Raw genomic sequence first — 19,987 nt, forward strand, 5'->3', positions numbered from 1 at the left:
GAAAAGAGCCGTGCAGCGGAATGACAACATGCCGTCCGGCGACTGTCCAGGCCCTGCGCACAGCTGATGTTCCGTCAGGCGCCTTGTACGCGGGCGAGGATGAGGAGGCTCGGGTGCTTCGGGCAGGTCAGCCCCTGACCTCCGCGAACGGGCCGCCGTCGGACGCGAAGGCGTGGGCGGCGAAGCGTTCCCCCATGCGCCGGTGGGTGGCCGCGTCGGGGTGCAGACCGTCGGGGAGCGGAAGTTCACCGTGGTCGGCCTCGCCGTAGAGGTCACGGCCGTCGAGGTGGTACAGGTTCGGGTCGTCCGCCGCCCGCTGGGACACGATGCGTTCGAGTTCGTTCCGGATGACGCCGAGTGTCAGCTTGCCCTCGGCCCGTTCGGCGGGATCACCGGCGGCGGTGAACAGGAGCTGTCCCTCATCGACCCGGCTGAAGTCGAAGGCGGTGGGGCCCGGTGTGTCCTCGTGCATGGGGCACAGGATCGGCGACACGACCAGCAGCGGCGCGGTGGGGTGACCGTCCCGGAGGGTGTCGAGGAACCCGTGGACGGCGGGGCCGAAGGCGCGCAGCCGCATCAGGTCGGCGTTGACCAGGTTGATGCCGATCTTGACGCTGATCAGGTCGGCGGGCGTGTCGCGCATGGTCCGCGCGACGAACGGGTCGAGCAGGGCGCTGCCGGCCAGTCCGAGGTTGATCAGCTCCACGCCGCCGCGCGCCGCGGCCAGCGCGGGCCAGGTGGTGGTGGGGCTCGCGGCGTCGGAACCGTGGCTGATGGAGCTGCCGTGATGCAGCCAGGTCCTGCGGCCGGAGGCGGCGTCGGGTTCGACGGGGGCGTCGGTGCGCAGCGCGACGAGCTCGGTCGTCTCGTTGTGCGGCAGCCATATCTCGACGGTCTTGTCGTCGTCGGGCAGCCCGGTGAAGCGGAGGGTGGCCACGGGACCGCTGCCGGGTTCGGCCTTCCCGGTGCTCAGGTCGATGGTGACGGTGTTGCCGCCGTTCGCGACGGCCCGGCCGGCCGGGCGTCCGTCGACGAGCAGGTCGTACCGGCCGTCCGGGCGCTGCGGTGCGCCGACGTAGATCCGCTTGGTGGGCAGGGTGTCCAGTTCGACGGCGGTCGCGCGGGTACGGAAGACCACGCGTACGCCGGAGGGCTGGCACTCGGCCATGGCGAGCTGTCCGTCGGTGTTCCGGGCGCGGGCCCAGGCGGGCAGGCGGTGCGGCAGGAGCCCTCGCGGCGTGCGTTCCAGGTCGAGCGCGCCACGGACGAGAGCGGCGGTGATGGGGGTGGTGATCCAGGGTGTGGAGGGCATCGTGGTGGTCCGTCCGCGGTGGGGGTGGGTGGGTGAGCGGCTGATCGGGGGCCGTGTCAGGGGGTCCGCGGCCAGTTGCGCAGCAGGGCGTCCAGCGCGTCGAGGACACGGGTCCACGTCTCCTGCGTGTCGGGGGCGCTGTGGCTGAAGCCGCCGCCCATCTCGAGGCTCACGTAGCCGTGGAAGACGCTGCCGAGCAGCCGGACGGCGTGGGTCTGGTCCGGCTCCGTCAGGTCGTAGCCGCGCAGCAGGGCCCGGGTCATCCGCGCGTGCCGGACTCCGGCGCTGGCCGCGGCCGCCTCCGGCGCGAGCCGGAACTGGGCGGCCGCGTAGCGGCCGGGGTGCTCCCGCGCGTAGTCGCGGTAGACGTTCGCCAGCGCGGTGAGTGCGTCCTTGCCGGACCGCCCGGCCAGGGCCTCGGCGGCACGGTCGGCGAGTTCCTCCAGGGCAAGGAGCGCGATCCGCGTCTTGAGGTCGTGGGAGTTCTTCAGATGGGAGTAGAGGCTCGCCACCTTGACGTCGAAGCGGCGGGCGACCTCCGAGACGGTCACCTGCTCGAAGCCGACCTCGTCGGCCAGTTCCGCGCCCGCCCGGGTCAGGCGTTCCGGGCTCAGTCGTCCGCGTGCCACACCCGTCCTCCCTCCGTTCTTCCTGCCGACTGATCCGATTATGCATTCACCTAAAGCTTTTAGGCAAATGCCTATGTATCATGATCGATTGTCAGTGGCGGGCGGCAGGATGGACCGCATGACAACTCCTGCAGCAGTGATCGTCGACGCCGCCGCGTACGCGCAGGCGGTCGAGGACGCCGTGCGCGCGGCAGCCGCCTATTACGAGGGCGGGACCTCGTCGCTGGACGACGACACGTACGACCGGCTGGTTCGGGGGATCGCCGACTGGGAGGCGGAGCACCCCGAGGGGACACTCCCCGACTCCCCCACCGGGAAGGTCGCCGGCGGCGCGGTCGAGGGCGACGTGCCGCACACGGTGCCGATGCTGAGCCTGGACAACGTGTTCTCGGCGGAGGAGTTCACCGCCTGGACGGCGTCCCTGGCGCGCCGGACGGGTCGGGAGGCGACCCGTTTCAGTGTGGGGCCGAAGCTGGACGGACTGGCGATCGCCGCCCGCTACAGCGAGGGCCGGCTGAGCCGGCTGATCACCCGCGGGGACGGGACGGCCGGGGAGGACGTCTCGCACGCGATCGGCACCGTGGTGGGGCTGCCCGAGCGGCTCCACGAGCCGGTCACCCTGGAGGTGCGCGGAGAGGTCCTGATGACGTCCGCCCAGTTCGAGCACGCCAACGAGGTGCGCACGGGGCACGGCGGACAGCCGTTCGCCAATCCGCGCAACGCGGCGGCGGGCACCCTGCGGGCCAGGGAGCGGGCCTACACGGTGCCGATGACGTTCTTCGGTTACGGGCTGCTGCCGCTGCCCGGCACGGACGGGTCCCTGGCGGAGCGGATGCGGGAGATGGCGCACAGCGACCTGATGGCGCTGGCCGCGGACCTCGGTGTGCACACCAGCGCGCGAACGGCCGTCCCGGACACCGTCGCCGAGACGCCGGAGGAGGTCCTGCTCCGGGTGAAGGAGATCGCCGCGCTGCGCGCCGAACTCCCGTTCGGCATCGACGGGATCGTCGTCAAGGCGGACCTGGCCGCCGACCGGGAGGCCGCTGGGTCGGGCTCCCGCGCGCCGCGCTGGGCGATCGCCTACAAGCTGCCCGCGGTGGAGAAGATCACCCGGCTGCTGGAGGTGGAGTGGAACGTAGGCCGTACGGGCATCATCGCGCCGCGCGGTGTCCTCGAACCGGTCGTCATCGACGGCTCCACGATCACGTACGCCACCCTGCACAACCCGGCCGACATCACCCGGCGGGACCTGCGCCTGGGCGACCACGTCATGGTGCACCGGGCGGGTGACGTCATCCCCCGCATCGAGGCCCCGGTCGCCCATCTGCGTACGGGCGAGGAGCAGCCGATCGTGTTCCCGGCCCAGTGTCCGCGCTGCGGTTCCGACATCGACACCGGCGAGGAACGCTGGCGGTGCGCCCAGGGCCGCAACTGCCACCTGGTCGCCTCCCTGGCGTACGCGGCGGGCCGCGACCAGCTCGACATCGAGGGCCTGGGCACCACCCGCGTCGTCCAGCTCGTCGAGGCCGGACTGGTCACCGACCTCGCCGACCTGTTCACGCTCCGGCGCGAGCAGCTGCTCGCCCTGGAGCGGATGGGCGAGACCAGCACCGACAATCTGCTCGCCGCGATCGCCAAGGCCAAGGAGCAGCCGCTGTCGCGGGTGCTGTGCGCGCTGGGTGTGCGGGGAACCGGGCGGTCCATGTCACGGCGGATCGCCCGCCACTTCGCGACCATGGACAGCATCCGCGCCGCCGACGCCGACGCCATGCAGCGGGTCGACGGCATCGGCTCGGAGAAGGCTCCGTCGATCGTGGCGGAGATGGCCGAACTGGCCCCGCTCATCGACAGGCTCACCGCCGCCGGTGTCAACATGACCGAGCCGGGAGCGACTCCCCCGCCGGCCGCCGACGCGGCCTCCGACGGCGACGGCCCGGCGGCGGGAGGACCGCTGCAGGGCATGGCGGTGGTGGTCACCGGTGCGATGACCGGCGTCCTGGAGAAGCTGTCCCGCAACGAGATGAACGAACTCATCGAGCGGGCCGGCGGCCGCTCCTCCTCCAGCGTCTCCAGGAGGACCACGCTGGTGGTGGCGGGCGAGGGCGCGGGGTCGAAGCGCGCCAAGGCGGAGCAGCTCGGCGTCCGTCTGGCCACCCCCGAGGAGTTCGCCGCCATGGTCGGCGAACTCCTCGGCTGAGGCGGGAGCCCCTGGTGGCGACGGGTCGTCAGCCGGTGGCGCAGGCCTCGGCGATGGACAGGCTGTTCTCGTAGAGGTGGTCCCGGGTGATCCGGCCGCCCTCGACGGTCAGGCGCAGGGCTAACGGGCCTTCGAAGGAGCGTCCCGTGGCCCCTACCGTCCCCGACAGACGACCCGTCAGAACCGCGTCCCGGCCGTCGACGAGGAAGGCGTCGACCGTGGCCCGCGCCTCCTCCGGCACGGTGTGCTCCGTCAGCTCGGTGAACTGGGCAGCGCATTCGGCGGCGGTCGAGCGGGGCCGGACGCCCGGGGCCGCCGCCGAGGCGGTTCTGACGCGTCCGGCCCGGTGGGTGCGCCCGTTACGCCGGGCCCGTCGCCGTGAAGGCGGCGGCGTGTTCCGCGGCCCACTGGGTGAAGGTACGGGCCGGGCGGCCGGTGACCTTCTCCACGGTGTCGAGGACCGTGCGGCCGGCTTCGGGTGTGTTGCCGTACACGTCGAGCAGGAAGCCGATCACCTCCTCCGGCTGCCCCGCCGCCCGCCACCGTGCGACGGCCTCCTCCTCGGAGAGCTCGACCAGGGAGACGGGCCGGCCCCGGGCCCCGGCGATCGCGTCCACCTTGTCGCGCACGGTCAGTGCCTCGGGGCCGGTGATCACGTACTCCTGACGGCCGTGCCCCTCCTCGGTCAGCGCGACGGCGGCGACGGCGCCGATGTCGCCCTCGTGGACCATGGCACTGAGGCGGGAGACGAACGGCTCGCGGACCTCGTCGGCCGTGACGATGCCGTCCGCCCACTCCAGGGCGTTGGCCATGAACTCGACCGGCATGAGCACGGTCCAGTCCACCCCGTCCTCGGCACGCACGGTGTCCTCGAGCGGGGTCGGTCCGCCTCCGTTCAGGACGGTGATCCGGCGGACGCCGGCCGCGCGGGCCGCTTCCAGGATGCGCGGACCGGTCTCCAGCGGGGTGAAGAGGGCACCGGCGAAGGTGATCAGATGAAGGCCCGTGACGCCCTCCAACGCCGGGACGAGGCTGTCCGGTTCGGTCAGGTCGCCGCGCACCACCTCGATGCGGTCCGGCAGGTCCGCCGTCGCCGGGTCCCGGGTCAGGGCGCGTACGGCGTGCCCGCGGGCGAGCAGTTCGGCGACGACCTGGCGGCCCACGGTTCCGGTGGCTCCGGTGACGAGGATCTTCTGTGTCTGTGTCATGGGACGACCGTAGGAACCCTTGCGGCCGGGTTCTGGCCGCGAGCCGCGGCGCCCGGGTGGGAAGACGCCGGTACCCGCCCGGTCCCGGTGCCACCTCTCCCGCCCGCCGAGTAGGACAGCCATGGTCCTCGTTCCCGCCTAACGTGCCGGGCGCTCCACTTCGACGACGAGAGGACCACAGATGCGAGCCCGGACCCATGCCGCGCCCGAGGGTTACACCACCGTCGCGCCCTGGGTGGTGACCGACGACACCGGGGGGTTCCTCGACTTCGTCACCGAGGCGTTCGGCGGGGAGGAGATCGGACGGGTGCCGACCGAGGACGGTTCGATCGGGCACGGTGAGATCCGGATCGGCGACACCGTCGTGCTCGCCTTCGACCGGCGCCCCGACTGGCCCTCGACGCCGAGCCTGCTGCGCGTGTTCGTGCCGGACGCGGACGCGGCCGTCTCCCGGGCTGTCGCGGCCGGTGGAGTGATCGTCACACCGCTGTCGGACAACGCCTTCGGACAGCGCGGAGCGCGGGTCAAGGACCCCTTCGGGAACATCTGGTGGGTGGTCGCCCACCTGGAGGACGTCTGCGAGGAGGAGATGTGGAAGCGGCTCCAGGACCCCGAGTACGCCGAGGGCATGCGGGTGGCCCAGGAGACGCTCGACACCGAGCTCACCGGCCGGCTCCACGGACGCAGCAGCGCGCCCGTCAGGACGACACCCTGACCGGTGCCGGCACCCCGCGGGCGGGGTGACCACTTCCGTCACCCAGGTATCGGATGCGGCGTTTCGGCCACCGGGGCGCCCGTCCGTCACCCCCTGCCGGCCGGGGTCCGGCCCACCGGACTCCCCCCGCCGCCGCGTCCCCCCGCGGAATCCGCTTCGTCCGAAACCCCTGTGTCCGATATCGCTGCCGGTCTCGTTGAGTCTCGTGCCGTCGCCTTCACCCACCCGCTCCGAAGGGAGAAGTGCCGTTGACTCACACGACCGCCCGCTCCGTCCCTCCTCCGCCGCCCGCCGAGATGACGTACTCCGGCCACTACTCGGTCAACCCGCTCGGCCAGGTCGGCTTCAGCGCCCTGTGCTCCCAGCTCCCCTCCGTGCTGCGGCGGATCGCGGCCATGGCGTGGCGCACCGACCGCCGGGCCGTGCTCCTGCTCCTGCTGTGCCAGCTGGTCACCGGCGTGTCCGCCGCGGTGCTGCTGGCGGCGACGGCCCGCGCCATGGGCCCCCTGCTCGGCCCCGGAACGGTCGCGGACCGCCTGCGCGAGGCGCTGCCCGCGCTGATCGTCGTCGCGGCGGCGAGTGCCCTCGCCCGCGCGTCGGAGGCCGTGGCCGCCTACGCCGAACGGCGCATCACCCCGCGGCTGACGACCGAGACCGACTCGGCGCTCGTCGCATCGGTCTGCCGGGTCGAGGCCACGGCGTACGCCACGGACGGCTTCTCCGACCGTCAGGAGGCGGCGGAGATGGGCGTGACGCGCACGCACGTCATGGTCATGGACGCGCAGCGCTTCATGGCCGCCCTCATCAGGATGGTCACGGCCGGCGGGGTGCTGTCCGTGCTCAACCCGCTGATGCTGCCGCTGCTCCTGCTGGCCGTCGCGCCGGCCGGCGTCGGCGCCGTCCTGACCGCGCGGGTGGACTACGAGATCCACTACGCGAACGTCGCGGACCGCAACGTGCGCGGCATGACGCGCTGGTGGGCGACCACACCGAAGTACGGCGACGAGGTCCGCGCCAACGGCATGACGGACTACATCCTGTACTGGTACCGGGCCCTCTCCGAGCGGGTCGACCGGCGGTCCCTGGCCGCGGCTCCCCGCACCCTGCGCATCGCCCTGCTGTCGTCCCTCGCCGGCGGGGCGTTCCTGACCGTCACCTGGGGGACGCTCGCGTGGCTCGCCGTCACCGGCCGGATCGCGCCCGCCGTCGCCGCCACGGCGGTCGTCGCCGTCCAGACGACGCTGGCGGCGCTGTCCCAGGTCGTCGTCAACGGCGCCGCGGTCTTCCACACGAGCCTGTACCTGAGCGACATGCAGGCGTTCTTCGACGACGCCGCCCGCCAGGCACCCGAACGGGGTCCGGGTGCGGTGGCAGCCCCGGTGGAGGAGATCCGGCTGGAGGAGGTGACGTACCGGTACCCCGGCAAGGACAGGCCCGCCGTGGACGGCGTGTCCCTCACCCTGCGGCGCGGGGAGATCCTCGCCGTGGTCGGCGTGAACGGGTCCGGCAAGAGCACCCTCACCCGCCTGATCACCGGCATCTACCTCGCGGACAAGGGACGGGTCACCTGGAACGGGACCGACATCGCCCACACGGACCCGGCCACGGTGTGGGACTGCACCGGCCTCGTACCGCAGATCTTCGCCCAATGGCCGCTGCGGGCCCGGGAGAACGTGACGCTGGGCCAGCCCCGCAGCACCGACGACCGCGAGGTCTGGGAGGCCGTCGACGCGGTCGGCATGCGCGAGGCCGTGGAGGACCTGCCGGCCGGCCTCGACACCCTCCTGGCCCGGGAGATCTTCGGCGGCTCCGAGCTCTCCGGCGGCCAGTGGCAGCGCCTGGCCTGCTCCCGGGCGTTGTACCGGCGGCCCCCGCTGCTGATCCTGGACGAGCCCACGTCCCAGATGGACCCGCGCGGGGAGCACGGCATCTTCGAGAAGATCAAGGCGATCTCGGGCGACCGCATCACGATCGTGGTCACCCACCGTCTGGAGAACACCAGGATCGCCGACCGCGTCGTCGTCATGGAACAGGGCCGCATCACCGAACAGGGCACCTACGACGACCTCGCCCACGCCGGCGGCACCTTCGCCGACCTGCTGCGTCTGTCGCAGGACCGCTGAGCCCGCTCCGCACGGGCGGTGGCGCGGACGCCGCCGCCCGTGCGTCGCGGCCCGCGGTGGTCAGGTGACCGGCTCGCCCACCCCGAGCAGGTTTCCCTCACTGTCGTGGAACCACGCCGCGCGCTCGCCGCGGTAGCCCTTGGTCGGGTAGTTCCCGTCGATCGCGGCGATGCCGCCGGTCGTGCGCAAGCCGGGCACGTCGACCTCCTCGAACACCACGCCGCGCCGCTTCAGCCCGGACACGACGCGCTCGATGTCGTCGACCTCGAAGGCCATCTGGGTGAAGGTGCCCGCAGAGGCTCCCGTCGACCGGTAGAGGGCGAACTCCACGCCCGAGCAGCGGTACAGCAGTCCCCCGGGCCGTTCGTCGACGGGCTCCAGGCCGAGCCGCTCGGCGTAGAAGCGGCGTGCCCGGTCGAGGTCGCGTGCGGGGAGCCGTGTCGCCACACGGGCACCGGCCAGAGGCATCGCGTCGGGTGCGTTCATCCTTCCACTGTCGCGCACGGCGGGCGTGAGTGCCGGGGACGCGGACGGTTACCCGGCACCCGGGGGCGAGGAAGGGAGCGAGCCGTGCGATTCCGGAACCGCAGGGAAGCCGGCCAGGAGCTGGCCGTCAGGCTGCTGGAGTGGGCGAGCAGCGGCGACCTCGCCAATGTGACCGTGCTGGCCCTGCCACGCGGCGGTGTCCCGGTCGGCGCGGAGATCGCCCGGGTGATGGCCGTCCCGCTGGACGTGCTCGTGGTCCGCAGGATCGGGGTGCCCGGCGCGCCCGAGGTGGGCGTCGGGGCCATCGCCGGGGACGACCCGCCGCTGTTCGACCGCACGGGACTGCGCGCCCTGGACCTCTCCGAGCACGAGCTGAGTTCCGAGGTGGCCCGGGCGCGTGTCGAGCTGCACCGGCGCGAGTGGGTCTACCGCGGCACGCGCCCCGCCGCCGACGTCCGGGGTCACAGTGTCGTCGTGGTGGACGACGGCCTCGCCACGGGGGTCACCGCCCGCGCCGCCCTCCGGCATGTGCGGCGCCGCGGACCGCTGCGGCTGACGCTGGCGGTTCCGGTGTGCCCGGCGCGGACCGCCACCGCGCTGCGCGACGACGCCGACGACGTCATCGCCCTGCAGCGGCCGGAGCGGCTGGGTTCGGTGGGCGAGTGGTACGAGGACTTCCCGCAGGTCTCCGACGAGGACGTACGGGACGCCCTGCGGCAACCGCACCCGGCGGGCTGACGCCGCCGTCGTCCTGCCCGCCCGGGACGGCTTCGAGCCCGGCCGGTCCTGCGCCGGCGAGGTCCGGCCGGCGGCCGCGACGCCCGGGCGCGGGCCGGGACCGCACCTCGGACGAGGACCGGGACCGGGGTGGTCGCGCGGCGTCCGTCCCGGTGACGCGGGCCCGGCGGTCCGGGGCCGCTCAGATCTCGGCGAGGACCACGAAGTCCGCTCCGAAGGGGTCGAGGCAGACGGCCAGGCGGCCCACGCCCTCCGCGTTCTCCGGCCCCATCTGGACGCTGCCCCCGAGTTCCCGCACCTTGGCGACCGCGGCGTCGCAGTCGGCGACGGCGAAGACCGGATGCCAGTAGGGCCGGCCGCCCGCCAGGGCGAGGTCCTCCCCGCCGACCTCCATCAGGCCGCCGTGCATCCGCTCCTCCGGCAGTCCGGACGGGACGATCATGGTGTAGGTGCCCTCGCCGCCCGGCATCCGCATGTCGCTGTACCGCCAGCCGAGGACCTGGCCGTAGAACTCCTTCGCTCCGGCCGCGTCGCTCGTGTAGAGCTCGGTCCAGCACAGCGAGCCCGGCTCGTCCACCAGGTCGACGCCCTTGCTCTCCCCGGGCTGCCAGACGGCGAACTGGCCGCCCAGCGGGTCGCTGTACTGCGCCATCCGCCCCCACTGCTCGAGGTCCATCGGGGGCACCCGCACCGTGCCGCCGGCGCTCTCGACGGCCGCGGTCGTCGCGTCCGCGTCGGTGACGCTGTAGTAGATCATCCACGCCGGGCGGGCGCCCTCCTCGGTGAGCCTGCCGAGTCCGGCGACCATCTTGCCGCCCTTGCTGAACATCCCGCCTTCCACGTCCTCGCCGTCGCCCATGGGCTCGAAGTCCCAGCCGAGGACCGCGCCGTAGAACGCGGCCGCGGCCCGGACGTCGGGGACGCCGAGGTCGAGCATGCAGGGCGAGCCGGGGGCGAAGTCAGTGGTGATCACCGCGTGGTCCTTTCGCTGGGGTCCGTCTGGCCTCAGCGTGCCACCGGGCACTGACACCCGCCCTCCGGCTTCAGCGTCCGGGCGTCGTGGGAGCGGCTACTCCCCGTCCGCCCCGCTCCTGGTGAACGGCAGCAGGAGCCGGGAGGGATGGGCGGCGTCACGGTAGATCTTGTGGGTGACCGGGCGGCCCACCGGCAGGTGGAAGGCGTCCGGCGGCAGCAGCGCGTTGTGCGCGTCGGCGAGCGGCTCGTTGTTGGAGAGCTCCACGACCAGCTTGTGGCCCGGCAGGAACGTCGCCGCGAACGGGTAGACGCGCAGGACGTACTCCTCGATCTTCCCCGGCTCGACCGGCACCGCGCGGGTGTGCGGGTGGTAGGGGTCGCCCTCGGTGGTGCGCTCCTCGTCGAGCTCGCGGTGCGAGGCCTTGAGGTAGGCGGTGGTGATGAGCTGCCGCCTGCCGCCCGGCGCCTCGTCCCACATGCGCAGGATGAAGTTGGTGTCGGGCTGGTCGATCTGGGCGAAGAGGTGCGCCGCCCCCTGGCCGATCATCTCGGTGGGCTCGGTGAACGGCTCGGTGCTCCAGCTGAGCGTCTCCACCTTGTCGGTGACCGTGAGCGGGGCCTGGTAGAAGCCGTCGGGAACGGCGTGCTCGGCACCCATGGGCTCGGGCTCGAAGGAGAGCTTGTGGCGCGGCCGGAGGTAGAGCGGCCGGTGCTCCACGTCCTTCGGCGGCCACTGCGCGCCGGTGACGTACCGGCGCGATCCCTCGACGTGGACGGTGACGGCGGGCTCGTCCATGACCCCGTTGTCGATGCCCTTGATCCAGTACTCGTACCAGCGGAACATCTTGTCGTGCTCTTCGATGAAGGGGCGCGACTGCATGGGCGGGTAGGGGCCGATGTCCAGCTTCTTGGGGCCCTTGATCCGGTTGTAGAGCTCGATGGTGCCGTCCAGTGTCCAGCCTCGGCCCTGGTCGATCTGGAGCCAGACCGGGATGTCGATGGCCGGCGCGAGGGTGACCGGGTTGCGCTCCTCGTACCACTCGCCGTCGACCTCGTTCATCACGATGTCGAACCAGGCCTCGTGGTTCTTCGGGTAGTTCAGCACGTGGACCAGGTTGGGCCAGGCGGCCACGTCCGGGTCGTTCAGGCGTTCGGCGACCCGCTTCTTGATCTCCTCGGGCGAGTGGGTCTCCAGCATGCGGGACTTCACCCCGTCGGTGAACGCCCAGCCGGAGTCGCCGCCACGGCCCTCACGGGCGGCGCGCGGCATGAACCACATGACGCCGCCGTGGTAGGTGGTCTCGTAGAAGTCGTAGTGGCCGCCGCTGACGAAGATCGCCTTGAGGCTCGGCGGCCGCTCGGCCGCCGCGAGCACCTGCATGGAACCGAAGTAGGAGATGCCGATCATGCCGACGTTGCCGTCGCACCACGGCTGCGCGGCGACCCACTCGATGAAGTCGTACGCGTCCTGGCCGAGGGAGACGCCGCCGGCGTTGTAGTTGCCGATGTGCTCGCCCTCGGAGGCGCCGGAGCCGCGCAGGTCACCGATGACGTGGACATAGCCCTCCTCGACCACGCGCGCGATGTCGCCGGCCTCGATGCAGCCGTCCCACATGGGGCTCGGGCGGCGCTGCGGCGGGGTCGTCAGGGCCAGTGCCTGGAGCTCCTTGCCGTACGGGCTGAGGGCCACCAGGGCCGGCCGCGGGGTGTCGTCCGCGCCGCTGTAGGCGTCGGCCGCCAGCGTGACTCCGTCGCGCATCGGCACCCGGAGGTCCTTGCGGACGGTGATCGGCCGCTCGCCCGCACGGATCGTATGAAGGTCAGTCATGGTGAAGCTCCTGTGCTACAGGTTCTGTTCGAGGTGCGTGCGGTAGCCGGCCATCGAGGTGAAGAACGGCGACGGCTCGAGAGTGGGATCGCCGGTGTAACCGAGCTCCTCGGCCGCGCGGGCGAACGGCGAGTACGGCGAGTCCGTCTCCCGCAGACCCGCCTCCAGGCATCCGCAGGCCGCCGTGGCGACACGGGCCTCGATGTCGAGGCTCTGGGTGATGGCCTCCTGGGCCTCCGCCTCGTCGAGTTCGACGCCGTACGGCGTCCCGTCGGCGCGCCGGTAGGGGTGCCCGAGATAGAGGTGCCGCGGACGGACCTCGTCGCGCAGGTACCTCAGGCTCGCGCGGTAGGCGCCCGGGTCGGTGAAGCCGGGGAAGCCGTTGGCGGCCCCGTGGACCTGGACGGCGTCGCCGGTGAACACCGAACGCTGCCCGTCGACGACGTAGGCGACCGATCCGGGCGTGTGGCCCGGCACCGCGTGCACGGACACGGTGACGCCGCCTCCGAGGGACAGGGTCTCGCCGCCCCTGACCAGCAGGGACGGCTCCATCTCCCCGGAGATGACGGCCTGGGCGGCGGCCGTCACCTTCGCCTCGCCCTCCGGGTCGGCGAGGTAGCGGCCCCGGCCCGTGAGGTACTCCTCCACATGGGCCCGGCGCGAGCGGAGCATCGGCGCGTCGGCCTCGTGGACGACCACCCGGGCGCGCCGCCCGGTGAGCTCCCACAGGGCGTGCGCCCCGCCGACGTGGTCGATGTGGCCGTGGGTGAGCAGGATCCAGCGCACGTCCTCGATGCGGCGCCCGATCGCCTCGAGCGCGGGAGCCATGCCCTCGGCGGGCGAGGAGGCGATGCCGGTGTCGACGATCGCCGGTTCGGGCGCGTCGATGAAGAAGCTGTACAGACCGAACCGTCCCCACGGCGACACCAGGGGGTGGACGTCGACTGCCTGCGTCATGGTCCTCTTTCCGAACTCGTACCGGGCCGGCCGGGTCAGTGCCGGCCGAGGAAGTCGCGCGTCTCCCCGAAGACCCGGTGGTACTCCGGGATCCACGAGAAGTGCTGGACGAAGCCGTGGCCCGCGCCGTCGTAGCGGCTGACCGTCGTCTCCACTCCGGCCTCGCGCAGCCGCTCGCCGTACAGCTCGCCCTCGTCGCGCATCGGGTCGTACTGGGCGGTGACGACCAGCGCGGGCGGGAGCCCGGTGAGGTCGGCCCGCTTGACCGGCGACACCAGCGGGTCGGCGGGGTCGGCGCCGCTGTCGAGGTAGAAGGCGTTGAAGGGCTTCAGGCCCTCCGTCTCCAGGCCGTACCCCTTGGCGTTCTCCCGCAGGGAGGCGTAGCGCTCGACGTCGAAGTCCAGGTCGAGCGAGGGGTAGTAGAGGATCTGGTGGGTGATCCGGTCGAAGCCGTCGTCGTGCGCCCTGGCCGCGACGGCCGCGGCGAAGTTGCCGCCGGAGCTGTCGCCGGCGACGGCGAGGGTCCTGCCGTCCCAGCCCAGGCCCGCGTCCTCCTCGGCGGCCCAGCGCACGACGGCGTAGCAGTCGTCGAGGCCGGCCGGGAAGGCCGCCTCGGGGGCCAGGCGGTAGCCGACGGAGACGACCTTGAGTCCGGTCTCCTTCGCCAGCGAGCGCGCGACGTGGTCGTGGGTCTCCAGGCTGCCGAGGAAGAACGCCCCGCCGTGGAAGTAGACCAGTACGCCGTGGCGGTCGGCCTCGGCCGGGGTGTAGACGCGGACCGGTACGTCGCCGGCGGGCGTCTTCGCGGTGACGTCCTCGACGGCGTGCAGCGGCAGGCGCTTGTCGAGCGGGGGCACGTGCGCCTCGTCGGCGGCGCGCAGGGCGGCCGGGTCGAGCGGGCCGCCGTCCGGCGCGGGCAGGCCGGCGAGGAACTTCGCGATCTCGGGGTGCAGTGTCATGGTGTCACTCCTGCGGGGCAGCGGCGGCGGGCTTCTGGCCGGGGAAGACCTCGTCGATCTCGTCCTCGCTCCAGCCCTGGCGCGAGATGCGCTGCAGTTCGTCGGTCACCGGCTTGCGGGTGGCCTGGTAGAGGGCGAGCGCCTCCTTCACGGAGCCGGCCCGGCGCAGGGCGTCGGCGAGCGCGCCGCCGTCCTCGATGGCCGAGTTGGCGCCCTGGCCCTGGTGGTGCAGCATCGAGTGGGCCGCGTCGCCCACGAGGACGACGGAGTCCGAGTGCCATGTGCCGACGGGGTCGATGTCGTACACGGCGCGGATGTTGACGGTGGCCATGTCGAGGTCGCGCGTGATGCTCACGAGGCGCTCGTCGAAGCCCTCCACCGTCTTCAGGAGGTCGTCCTTGGTGATTCGGGGCGTCCAGGTGCCGTCCGGACACAGGGCGGTGATGTCGAACGACACCTGGCCCCGGTGGCGCAGCGGCAGCAGGTAGACCTTGGTGCCCCGGCCGATGTACATGCGCAGGTTGTCGTCGTCGACCATGCCGTGGGCGGCGTCGAGGGGGATGACGGCGCGGTAGGCGTGCTCGCCGGCGAACACCGGGCCCTGGTCGCTGAACAGCTCGCGGCGCACGACCGACTTGATGCCGTCGGCTCCGACGACCAGGTCGGCCTCGACGGTGCTGCCGCCCGCGAAGGTGAGGACGGAGCGGTCGCCCTTGTCCTCGATGCCCTCGAGCTTGTGACCGAGGTGGACCATGCCCGCGGGGAGGACGCCCATGAGGGCGTCGATGAAGTCGCCGCGGTGGATCAGGTGGGTGTGGGTCTGCTCGCCGTCGGCCGGCCACGCCTCCTTCATGATGGGGTCGCCGGTCGCGGTGAGGATCTCGAAGTACTCGCTCGGCGAGGTGACCTTCGCGATGGCGTCGAAGATCCCCCACTCGCGGAACCGGTTCATGGTCGCGGGACGCAGACCGATGCCGGCGCCGACCTCGCGGATCTGGTTGGCCTGCTCGTAGACGTCGACCCGGGCGCCGAGCAGGCTGAGGGCCTTGGCCGCCGCCGCGCCGCCGTAGCCCGCTCCGACGACGGCGATCTTCAGGTTCTTCAGCTCTGAGGACTGCATGGAGGTTCTCTCTCTACTTCTGAAGGGTGAGGAAGTCGGCCGGGTTGTCGACGAAGATCGTCTTGATGGCGGCGTCGTCGAGACCCGCGGCGCGGAGGTCCGGGATGAGGTCCTCGAAGATGTAGTTGACGGTGTGGCCCTTGACGCCCGGCCAGCCGAGCGGGCTGCAGTTGGCGTCGGCGGAGGCGAGCACCTGCTTCAGCCGCCGGCCGCCGTCGATGAACCGCAGGAAGTGGTCGAGGCGCTCCTTGCGGGGGCGGGCCCAGAACGGCGGGTCGGGCAGCTCGGTCTCGTAGCCGAAGGTGTCGAAGCCGATGCGGCCGCCCTTCTCGGCGATCCACACGTCGCGCGTCTTGTCGGCGTTCACTCCGTCGTCGACGTGCCCGAAGAGGACGCGGTCCAGCGGCAGGCCCTCTTCGTCGAAGATCGAGATCGCGTTCTCGGCGTCGATGGCCAGGTGGGTGAGCAGCGGCGCGCCGGTGGTGAGCGAGGCGCGGGCGGCGGCGCGGTAGATGCGCTTGTCCAGGTCCGTCATGCGGCCGCCGCGGCTGACGCCGACCTTGATGACGCCGGCGAGGCTGCCGGTGTCGCCGATGCCGACGGTGATCTCGTGGACGAACTGCCGCATGAGGTAGTCCACGCCGGCGTTCGCGAAGTGCGGCAGGGCGGTGTCGCCTCCGACGAAGCCGGTGCAGGCGACGATGTGCACGCCGGTCTTCGCGGACAGCGACTTGTAGTGGTCGACGTCACGGCCGTTGCAGATGCCGGTCGCGTCCACGAAGGTGCCGCCGCCGTACTCGTGGAAGGCGCGCAGCTTCGGGACGGTCTCCTCGTACCGCTGCTCGGGGGTCTTCCACCACGTGGTGTCCAGTTCGGAGCCGGGCATGCCGTACCCGATGTGCTCGTGGACGGCCACGAGTCCCAGCTCCTCGGCCGGGACCGGCCCCAGGACCGTGTTCACTCTCGACACAACACTCACCTTTGAGTAGAGACTTGACGGTGGTCGGTGCCGGTGCGCTCAGCGCACCGACAGCAGGTCGCGCGGGTTCTCCACGAGAATCCGCCGCGCGTCCTCGTCGCTGAGACCCTGTGTCTTCAGGAGCGGGACGAAGGTGGTCAGGACGTAGCTGTAGGGCAGGTCGTTGCCGGTGTGGCCCTTCGCCACGCCGGTCGCGCCGGCCGACAGCAGGATCCGGCCGGCGAAGCCGGCCCCGACGAGGCCGGCGACCAGGTCGGCTCGCTCGGCGTCGGTGAGGTGGGTGTCGTCCTCGGTGCCCACGTGGTCCAGGGCGACGTAGGCGCCGCGGCGGGCGACCTCCAGGGGCGCGCCGGCGGCGACGGCGTCCTTGCGGTCGAGTCCGCCGACGACCACGCGGTCGGCGGGCAGCTTCTCGTCGAGGACGACGTCGAGGTCGTGGAGGGCGTCCCTGCCGTACCGGACGGAGACCGCCACGCCGGTGTTCAGAGCGGTCCGGGCCGCACCCCGGAACAGGCTCTCGTCGGTCGCGGTCATGCCCTCGCGGGTCGCGGCGGTGGCCACCAGGCCCGCCGCGCCGCGACGCTCGACCCGCGGGACCACCATGCCCTCGGTGACCTCCTTGGTGAAGAGGTCGGCGAACTTCTCCGCCGGCCACGGGGTGGGCGGGTTGGTCTGCGGGGTGAGGAAGTACCCGCCGAGGAGTTCCTCCGGTCCCTGGCCCGTCGAGGCGACGATGTGCACACCGGTCGTCCGGGCGAGGGTCTCGTAGAGCGGGACGTCGCGGCCGTGGAACATGCCGGTGCTGTCGACGATCGTGCCGCCGCCGTGGGAGCGGAAGTCCCTGAGCTTCGCGGCGAGGGTCTCGAAGACCTCCGCGCGGTCGATGCGGATGTCGTGGGCGTGCTCGGCGCCCGGCACCACCGACAGCAACGCCTCGTGGACCGAGACGACGCCCAGTTCGTCCGCCGGCACGGGGCCGAGGACGGTGTTCACGGTGCTGCTCTTGACGCTCATGCCTGCCTCACGTCTTCCGGTGCGGGGTGCGCGCTGCACGCCCTGTGGGTGCCGTCACGGTAGCCATTCGCTTTACATGCCGTCAATGAAACGAACACCACGAAAAAACAAAGGTGCAGGGGTTGCGCGAACGGCTCATGACCCCTTTCACCCCCGCTCCGCGAGTCGTCACATGCACGCCGTGCATGAAGGAGCATGTAAAGCATTCATTTGTTCGATGAGGGGTCCAGGTCTTCACTGAGGGCATGCGTACTCCTCCCACCTCCGACGTCGACCTCTTCGCCGACGACGTCGTGCTCGACCCGTACCCCGTCTACGCCGAACTGCGGGAACGGGGCCCCGTCGTCCACCTCCCGCACAACGACGTCTACGCGCTGACGCGGTACGACGTGGTCCGTGACGCCCTCGCGGACTGGGAGTCGTTCTCGTCGGCCTCGATCGCGTTCAATCCGATGGCCAACGAGGCGCTCACCGGAACGTCGCTCGCCTCCGACCCGCCCGTGCACACCCGGTTGCGCGCCACGCTCACGGAGAACCTCTCCCCGCGTGCGCTGCGCGGTCTCAAGGCCGGCATCGACGCGAAGGCCGACGCGCTCGTCGCCGGGCTCGTCGAGAAGGGCTCGTTCGAGGCCATCGACGCCCTCGCCCGGGCCTTCCCGCTGGAGGTCGTCGCGGACCTGATCGGCTTCACGGGCCACGTGCGCGACAACATGCTGCGCTGGGGACAGGCCGCCATGCAGGTCCTCGGCCCGATGAACCAGCGCACCGCCGAGAACTTCCCCGTCGCCGGGGAGCTCTACGCCTGGTGCTCGCAGGTCACGGCCGCGGACCTGGCCGAAGGTTCCGTGGGCCGCGGCATCTTCGACGCCGAGGCGCGCGGCGCCGTCCCGGCGAACACGGCCGGCCACATCATCCACCAGTACCTGGGTGCCGGCGTCGACACCACCATCGCGGCGATCGGCAACATCGTCGCCCTCTTCGCCCGCCACCCCGACCAGCTCGCCCTGGTCCGCGCCGACCCCGCGCTGGTGCCGGCGGCGTTCAACGAGGTGCTGCGCTTCTGGCCGCCCATCAACGCCTGGGGCCGGCGCGCGACGAGGGACGTCGAGGTCGACGGGACCCTCATCCCGGCGGGCTCCCAGGTGGCCGTGCTGCTCGGCGCCGGCAACCGCGACCCGCGGCACTACGACGACCCCGATTCCTTCCTCGTCGCGCGCAACCCGGTCGACCACCTGTCGTTCGGCTACGGCCCCCACGGCTGTGCCGGCCAGGGACTCGCCCGCCTGGAGGCGCACGCCGTGATCGAGGCGCTGTCCCGGCGCGTCGAGCGCCTCGTCACCGCACCCGAGGTCCGCGTCCCCGGCAACACCACCCGGAGCATCGAAGAGCTCCCCGTCCTGGAGGTGATCCCCGCATGAGGATCGTTCTCGACCGCCCCCGCTGCGAGGGCCACGGCCTGTGCGAGGAGGCCGCGCCGCAGCTCATGCACCTCGACGACGAGGGCGAACTGGTGCTGGACCGCGAGGAGGTCGACGGCGCCGACGCCGCCCTGGCGAACGCCGCCGCCCGTGTGTGCCCGGTCGCCGCCCTGAGGGTCGAATGAGCACCGCCACCCTGAAGCGCGTGGTCGTCGTCGGCAACGGGATCGCCGGGCTCACGGCCGCCGACACGCTCCGCGAGGCGGGCTTCGACGGCGAGCTGACCGTCGTCGGCGACGAACCGCACCCGGCGTACAGCCGCCCGGCCCTGTCCAAGGCGCTGCTGCTGGACCACGCCGACATGGCCTCGCACCGGCTGCCGCCGGCCGGCCACGGGGCGACGGAGCTGCTCGGTGTGCGGGCGACCGGGCTGGACCCGGACCGCCGGCGGGTCACGCTCGAGGACGGTACGGTCCTGCCGTACAACCGTGTCGTGCTGGCCACCGGCTCCCGGGCCAGACGGCTGTCCGACCTGCCCGGGGAGCTCACCCTGCGCGGGCTGGACGACGCGCTGACGCTGCGCGGACGCCTGGCGGCCAGGCCGTCGGTCGTCGTGGTGGGCGGCGGCCCGCTCGGCATGGAGATCGCGTCGGGCTGCCTGGCCGCGGGATGCGAGGTCACCGTGGTCTCCCAGGGCGTCCCGCTGGTCCTTCAGCTCGGCCCCTACCTCGCCGGTGTCCTCGTCGGAGCCGCGCGGGAGCGGGGACTCGCCGTCGTGGAGACCGGGGCCGCGCGGATCGAGGGCCACGGCGGTGACGCCCGTGTCGTCCTCGCCGAGGGCCCGGTCCTGGAGGCGGAGGTGATCCTCACCGCCGCCGGCGACGTCCCCAACACGGAGTGGCTGGCCGGCTCGGGGCTCACCGCGAAGGGTGCCGTGCCGGTCGACACCCGGGGCCTGGTCCGCCCCGACGTGGCGGCGGTCGGTGACCTCGCGGCGTTCCCCACCGCCCGGGGAGTGCGCCGCGTCCCGCTGTGGAGCAGCGCGATCGAGCAGGCGAAGGTCGCCGCCAGGGCCCTGGTCCGCGGCGACGAGGCGCCCGAACTCGACTTCCAGTCGTACTTCTGGACCGAGCAGTTCGGGCTGAGCCTGAAGGCGGTGGGCGACCTTCCCGTCGAAGGCGCACCGGAGTACGTCGACGGGAGCCCGGGGGGCGGCCCGGCGCTGATGCGCTGGCCGCACGCGGACGGCACCGCCGACGCCGTGGCACTCGACTACCGGATACCCGTCCCCCGGCTTCGCCGGATGACCCGGGCGGCGGCGTAAGGTTC

Annotated in this window: 18 protein-coding genes and 1 pseudogene; 7 read left to right on the forward strand and 12 right to left on the reverse strand. The window is 72.3% G+C overall.

What is annotated here, in order from left to right:
• Positions 1-127: 127 nt before the first annotated feature.
• Entirely contained in the window at positions 128-1,312 is a 1,185-nt protein-coding gene (locus IE172_RS22595; protein ID WP_190099117.1) for a GDSL-type esterase/lipase family protein, read from the reverse strand.
• 56 nt (positions 1,313-1,368) lie between these two features.
• Positions 1,369-1,941 carry a TetR/AcrR family transcriptional regulator gene (locus IE172_RS22600; RefSeq protein ID WP_190099118.1) on the reverse strand — a complete coding sequence of 191 codons (573 nt, stop codon included), beginning with the start codon at positions 1,939-1,941 and terminating at the stop codon, positions 1,369-1,371.
• A 118-nt stretch (positions 1,942-2,059) separates the two neighbouring features.
• Here IE172_RS22600 and ligA point away from each other — a divergent pair, with 118 nt between their 5' ends.
• Positions 2,060-4,138 (forward strand): NAD-dependent DNA ligase LigA, encoded by a 2,079-nt coding sequence (ligA, locus tag IE172_RS22605; protein WP_190099119.1) that lies wholly within the window; start codon positions 2,060-2,062, stop codon positions 4,136-4,138.
• A gap of 28 nt (positions 4,139-4,166) precedes the next feature.
• Here ligA and IE172_RS22610 read toward each other — a convergent pair.
• A pseudogene (locus IE172_RS22610) lies at positions 4,167-4,454 on the reverse strand (nuclear transport factor 2 family protein); the annotation flags it as partial.
• Between the two features lie 43 nt (positions 4,455-4,497).
• Positions 4,498-5,346 (reverse strand): NAD(P)H-binding protein, encoded by an 849-nt coding sequence (locus IE172_RS22615; protein ID WP_190099120.1) that lies wholly within the window; start codon positions 5,344-5,346, stop codon positions 4,498-4,500.
• 181 nt (positions 5,347-5,527) lie between these two features.
• Between IE172_RS22615 and IE172_RS22620 the strand changes: the two genes are divergently transcribed.
• Positions 5,528-6,061, forward strand: coding sequence for a VOC family protein (locus IE172_RS22620; protein ID WP_190099121.1), 534 nt, complete (start codon positions 5,528-5,530; stop codon positions 6,059-6,061).
• A gap of 296 nt (positions 6,062-6,357) precedes the next feature.
• The gene (locus IE172_RS22625; protein WP_190099285.1) at positions 6,358-8,184 is read left to right on the forward strand and encodes an ATP-binding cassette domain-containing protein; all 1,827 of its coding nucleotides are present in this window, start codon (positions 6,358-6,360) and stop codon (positions 8,182-8,184) included.
• A 60-nt stretch (positions 8,185-8,244) separates the two neighbouring features.
• Here the strand turns inward: IE172_RS22625 and IE172_RS22630 are convergent, their stop codons facing one another.
• Positions 8,245-8,670 carry a VOC family protein gene (locus IE172_RS22630; RefSeq protein WP_190099122.1) on the reverse strand — a complete coding sequence of 142 codons (426 nt, stop codon included), beginning with the start codon at positions 8,668-8,670 and terminating at the stop codon, positions 8,245-8,247.
• A gap of 84 nt (positions 8,671-8,754) precedes the next feature.
• Here IE172_RS22630 and IE172_RS22635 point away from each other — a divergent pair, with 84 nt between their 5' ends.
• Positions 8,755-9,408, forward strand: coding sequence for a phosphoribosyltransferase (locus tag IE172_RS22635; protein WP_190099123.1), 654 nt, complete (start codon positions 8,755-8,757; stop codon positions 9,406-9,408).
• A gap of 181 nt (positions 9,409-9,589) precedes the next feature.
• On the opposite strand, the gene IE172_RS22640 is transcribed toward IE172_RS22635, so the two are convergent.
• The 7 genes from IE172_RS22640 to IE172_RS22670 all read right to left on the reverse strand — a co-directional run bounded on the left by IE172_RS22640 (position 9,590) and on the right by IE172_RS22670 (position 17,240).
• Positions 9,590-10,381 carry a VOC family protein gene (locus IE172_RS22640; protein WP_190099124.1) on the reverse strand — a complete coding sequence of 264 codons (792 nt, stop codon included), beginning with the start codon at positions 10,379-10,381 and terminating at the stop codon, positions 9,590-9,592.
• A 96-nt stretch (positions 10,382-10,477) separates the two neighbouring features.
• The gene (locus IE172_RS22645) at positions 10,478-12,211 is read right to left on the reverse strand and encodes a CocE/NonD family hydrolase (protein WP_190099125.1); all 1,734 of its coding nucleotides are present in this window, start codon (positions 12,209-12,211) and stop codon (positions 10,478-10,480) included.
• Positions 12,212-12,226: 15 nt separating this feature from the next.
• Positions 12,227-13,168 (reverse strand): MBL fold metallo-hydrolase, encoded by a 942-nt coding sequence (locus IE172_RS22650; protein WP_190099126.1) that lies wholly within the window; start codon positions 13,166-13,168, stop codon positions 12,227-12,229.
• Between the two features lie 35 nt (positions 13,169-13,203).
• Positions 13,204-14,127, reverse strand: coding sequence for an alpha/beta hydrolase (locus IE172_RS22655; RefSeq protein ID WP_190099127.1), 924 nt, complete (start codon positions 14,125-14,127; stop codon positions 13,204-13,206).
• A 4-nt stretch (positions 14,128-14,131) separates the two neighbouring features.
• Positions 14,132-15,247, reverse strand: a complete 1,116-nt coding sequence (locus tag IE172_RS22660; protein WP_190099128.1) for an FAD-dependent oxidoreductase — start codon at positions 15,245-15,247, stop codon at positions 14,132-14,134.
• Positions 15,248-15,260: 13 nt separating this feature from the next.
• A complete protein-coding gene (locus IE172_RS22665; protein WP_190099129.1) occupies positions 15,261-16,217 on the reverse strand; it encodes a phosphotriesterase family protein in 957 nt (318 codons plus the stop codon).
• A gap of 48 nt (positions 16,218-16,265) precedes the next feature.
• The gene (locus IE172_RS22670) at positions 16,266-17,240 is read right to left on the reverse strand and encodes a phosphotriesterase family protein (RefSeq protein WP_190099130.1); all 975 of its coding nucleotides are present in this window, start codon (positions 17,238-17,240) and stop codon (positions 16,266-16,268) included.
• A 245-nt stretch (positions 17,241-17,485) separates the two neighbouring features.
• Between IE172_RS22670 and IE172_RS22675 the strand changes: the two genes are divergently transcribed.
• From IE172_RS22675 to IE172_RS22685, 3 genes are read left to right on the forward strand one after another with little or no spacing between them, the layout of a single operon-like run.
• Positions 17,486-18,658 (forward strand): cytochrome P450, encoded by a 1,173-nt coding sequence (locus IE172_RS22675; protein ID WP_190099131.1) that lies wholly within the window; start codon positions 17,486-17,488, stop codon positions 18,656-18,658.
• Positions 18,655-18,843 carry a ferredoxin gene (locus tag IE172_RS22680; protein WP_190099132.1) on the forward strand — a complete coding sequence of 63 codons (189 nt, stop codon included), beginning with the start codon at positions 18,655-18,657 and terminating at the stop codon, positions 18,841-18,843. Before IE172_RS22675 ends, IE172_RS22680 begins: the two co-directional genes overlap by 4 nt.
• A complete protein-coding gene (locus IE172_RS22685) occupies positions 18,840-19,982 on the forward strand; it encodes an NAD(P)/FAD-dependent oxidoreductase (protein WP_190099133.1) in 1,143 nt (380 codons plus the stop codon). The genes IE172_RS22680 and IE172_RS22685 overlap by 4 nt, the downstream gene beginning before the upstream one ends.
• The last annotated feature ends 5 nt before the right edge of the window (positions 19,983-19,987 follow it).

This window comes from Streptomyces griseoflavus (assembly GCF_014649995.1).
Taxonomy (GTDB): domain Bacteria; phylum Actinomycetota; class Actinomycetes; order Streptomycetales; family Streptomycetaceae; genus Streptomyces; species Streptomyces griseoflavus.

Coding starts and splice junctions, on each gene's coding strand:
- IE172_RS22595 (WP_190099117.1), bottom strand. CDS start 1,312: ATGCCCTCCACACCCTGGATCACCACCCCCATCACCGCCGCTCTCGTC.
- ligA (WP_190099119.1), top strand. CDS start 2,060: ATGACAACTCCTGCAGCAGTGATCGTCGACGCCGCCGCGTACGCGCAG.
- IE172_RS22615 (WP_190099120.1), bottom strand. CDS start 5,346: ATGACACAGACACAGAAGATCCTCGTCACCGGAGCCACCGGAACCGTG.
- IE172_RS22620 (WP_190099121.1), top strand. CDS start 5,528: ATGCGAGCCCGGACCCATGCCGCGCCCGAGGGTTACACCACCGTCGCG.
- IE172_RS22625 (WP_190099285.1), top strand. CDS start 6,358: ATGACGTACTCCGGCCACTACTCGGTCAACCCGCTCGGCCAGGTCGGC.
- IE172_RS22630 (WP_190099122.1), bottom strand. CDS start 8,670: ATGAACGCACCCGACGCGATGCCTCTGGCCGGTGCCCGTGTGGCGACA.
- IE172_RS22645 (WP_190099125.1), bottom strand. CDS start 12,211: ATGACTGACCTTCATACGATCCGTGCGGGCGAGCGGCCGATCACCGTC.
- IE172_RS22650 (WP_190099126.1), bottom strand. CDS start 13,168: ATGACGCAGGCAGTCGACGTCCACCCCCTGGTGTCGCCGTGGGGACGG.
- IE172_RS22655 (WP_190099127.1), bottom strand. CDS start 14,127: ATGACACTGCACCCCGAGATCGCGAAGTTCCTCGCCGGCCTGCCCGCG.
- IE172_RS22660 (WP_190099128.1), bottom strand. CDS start 15,247: ATGCAGTCCTCAGAGCTGAAGAACCTGAAGATCGCCGTCGTCGGAGCG.
- IE172_RS22670 (WP_190099130.1), bottom strand. CDS start 17,240: ATGAGCGTCAAGAGCAGCACCGTGAACACCGTCCTCGGCCCCGTGCCG.
- IE172_RS22675 (WP_190099131.1), top strand. CDS start 17,486: ATGCGTACTCCTCCCACCTCCGACGTCGACCTCTTCGCCGACGACGTC.
- IE172_RS22680 (WP_190099132.1), top strand. CDS start 18,655: ATGAGGATCGTTCTCGACCGCCCCCGCTGCGAGGGCCACGGCCTGTGC.
- IE172_RS22685 (WP_190099133.1), top strand. CDS start 18,840: ATGAGCACCGCCACCCTGAAGCGCGTGGTCGTCGTCGGCAACGGGATC.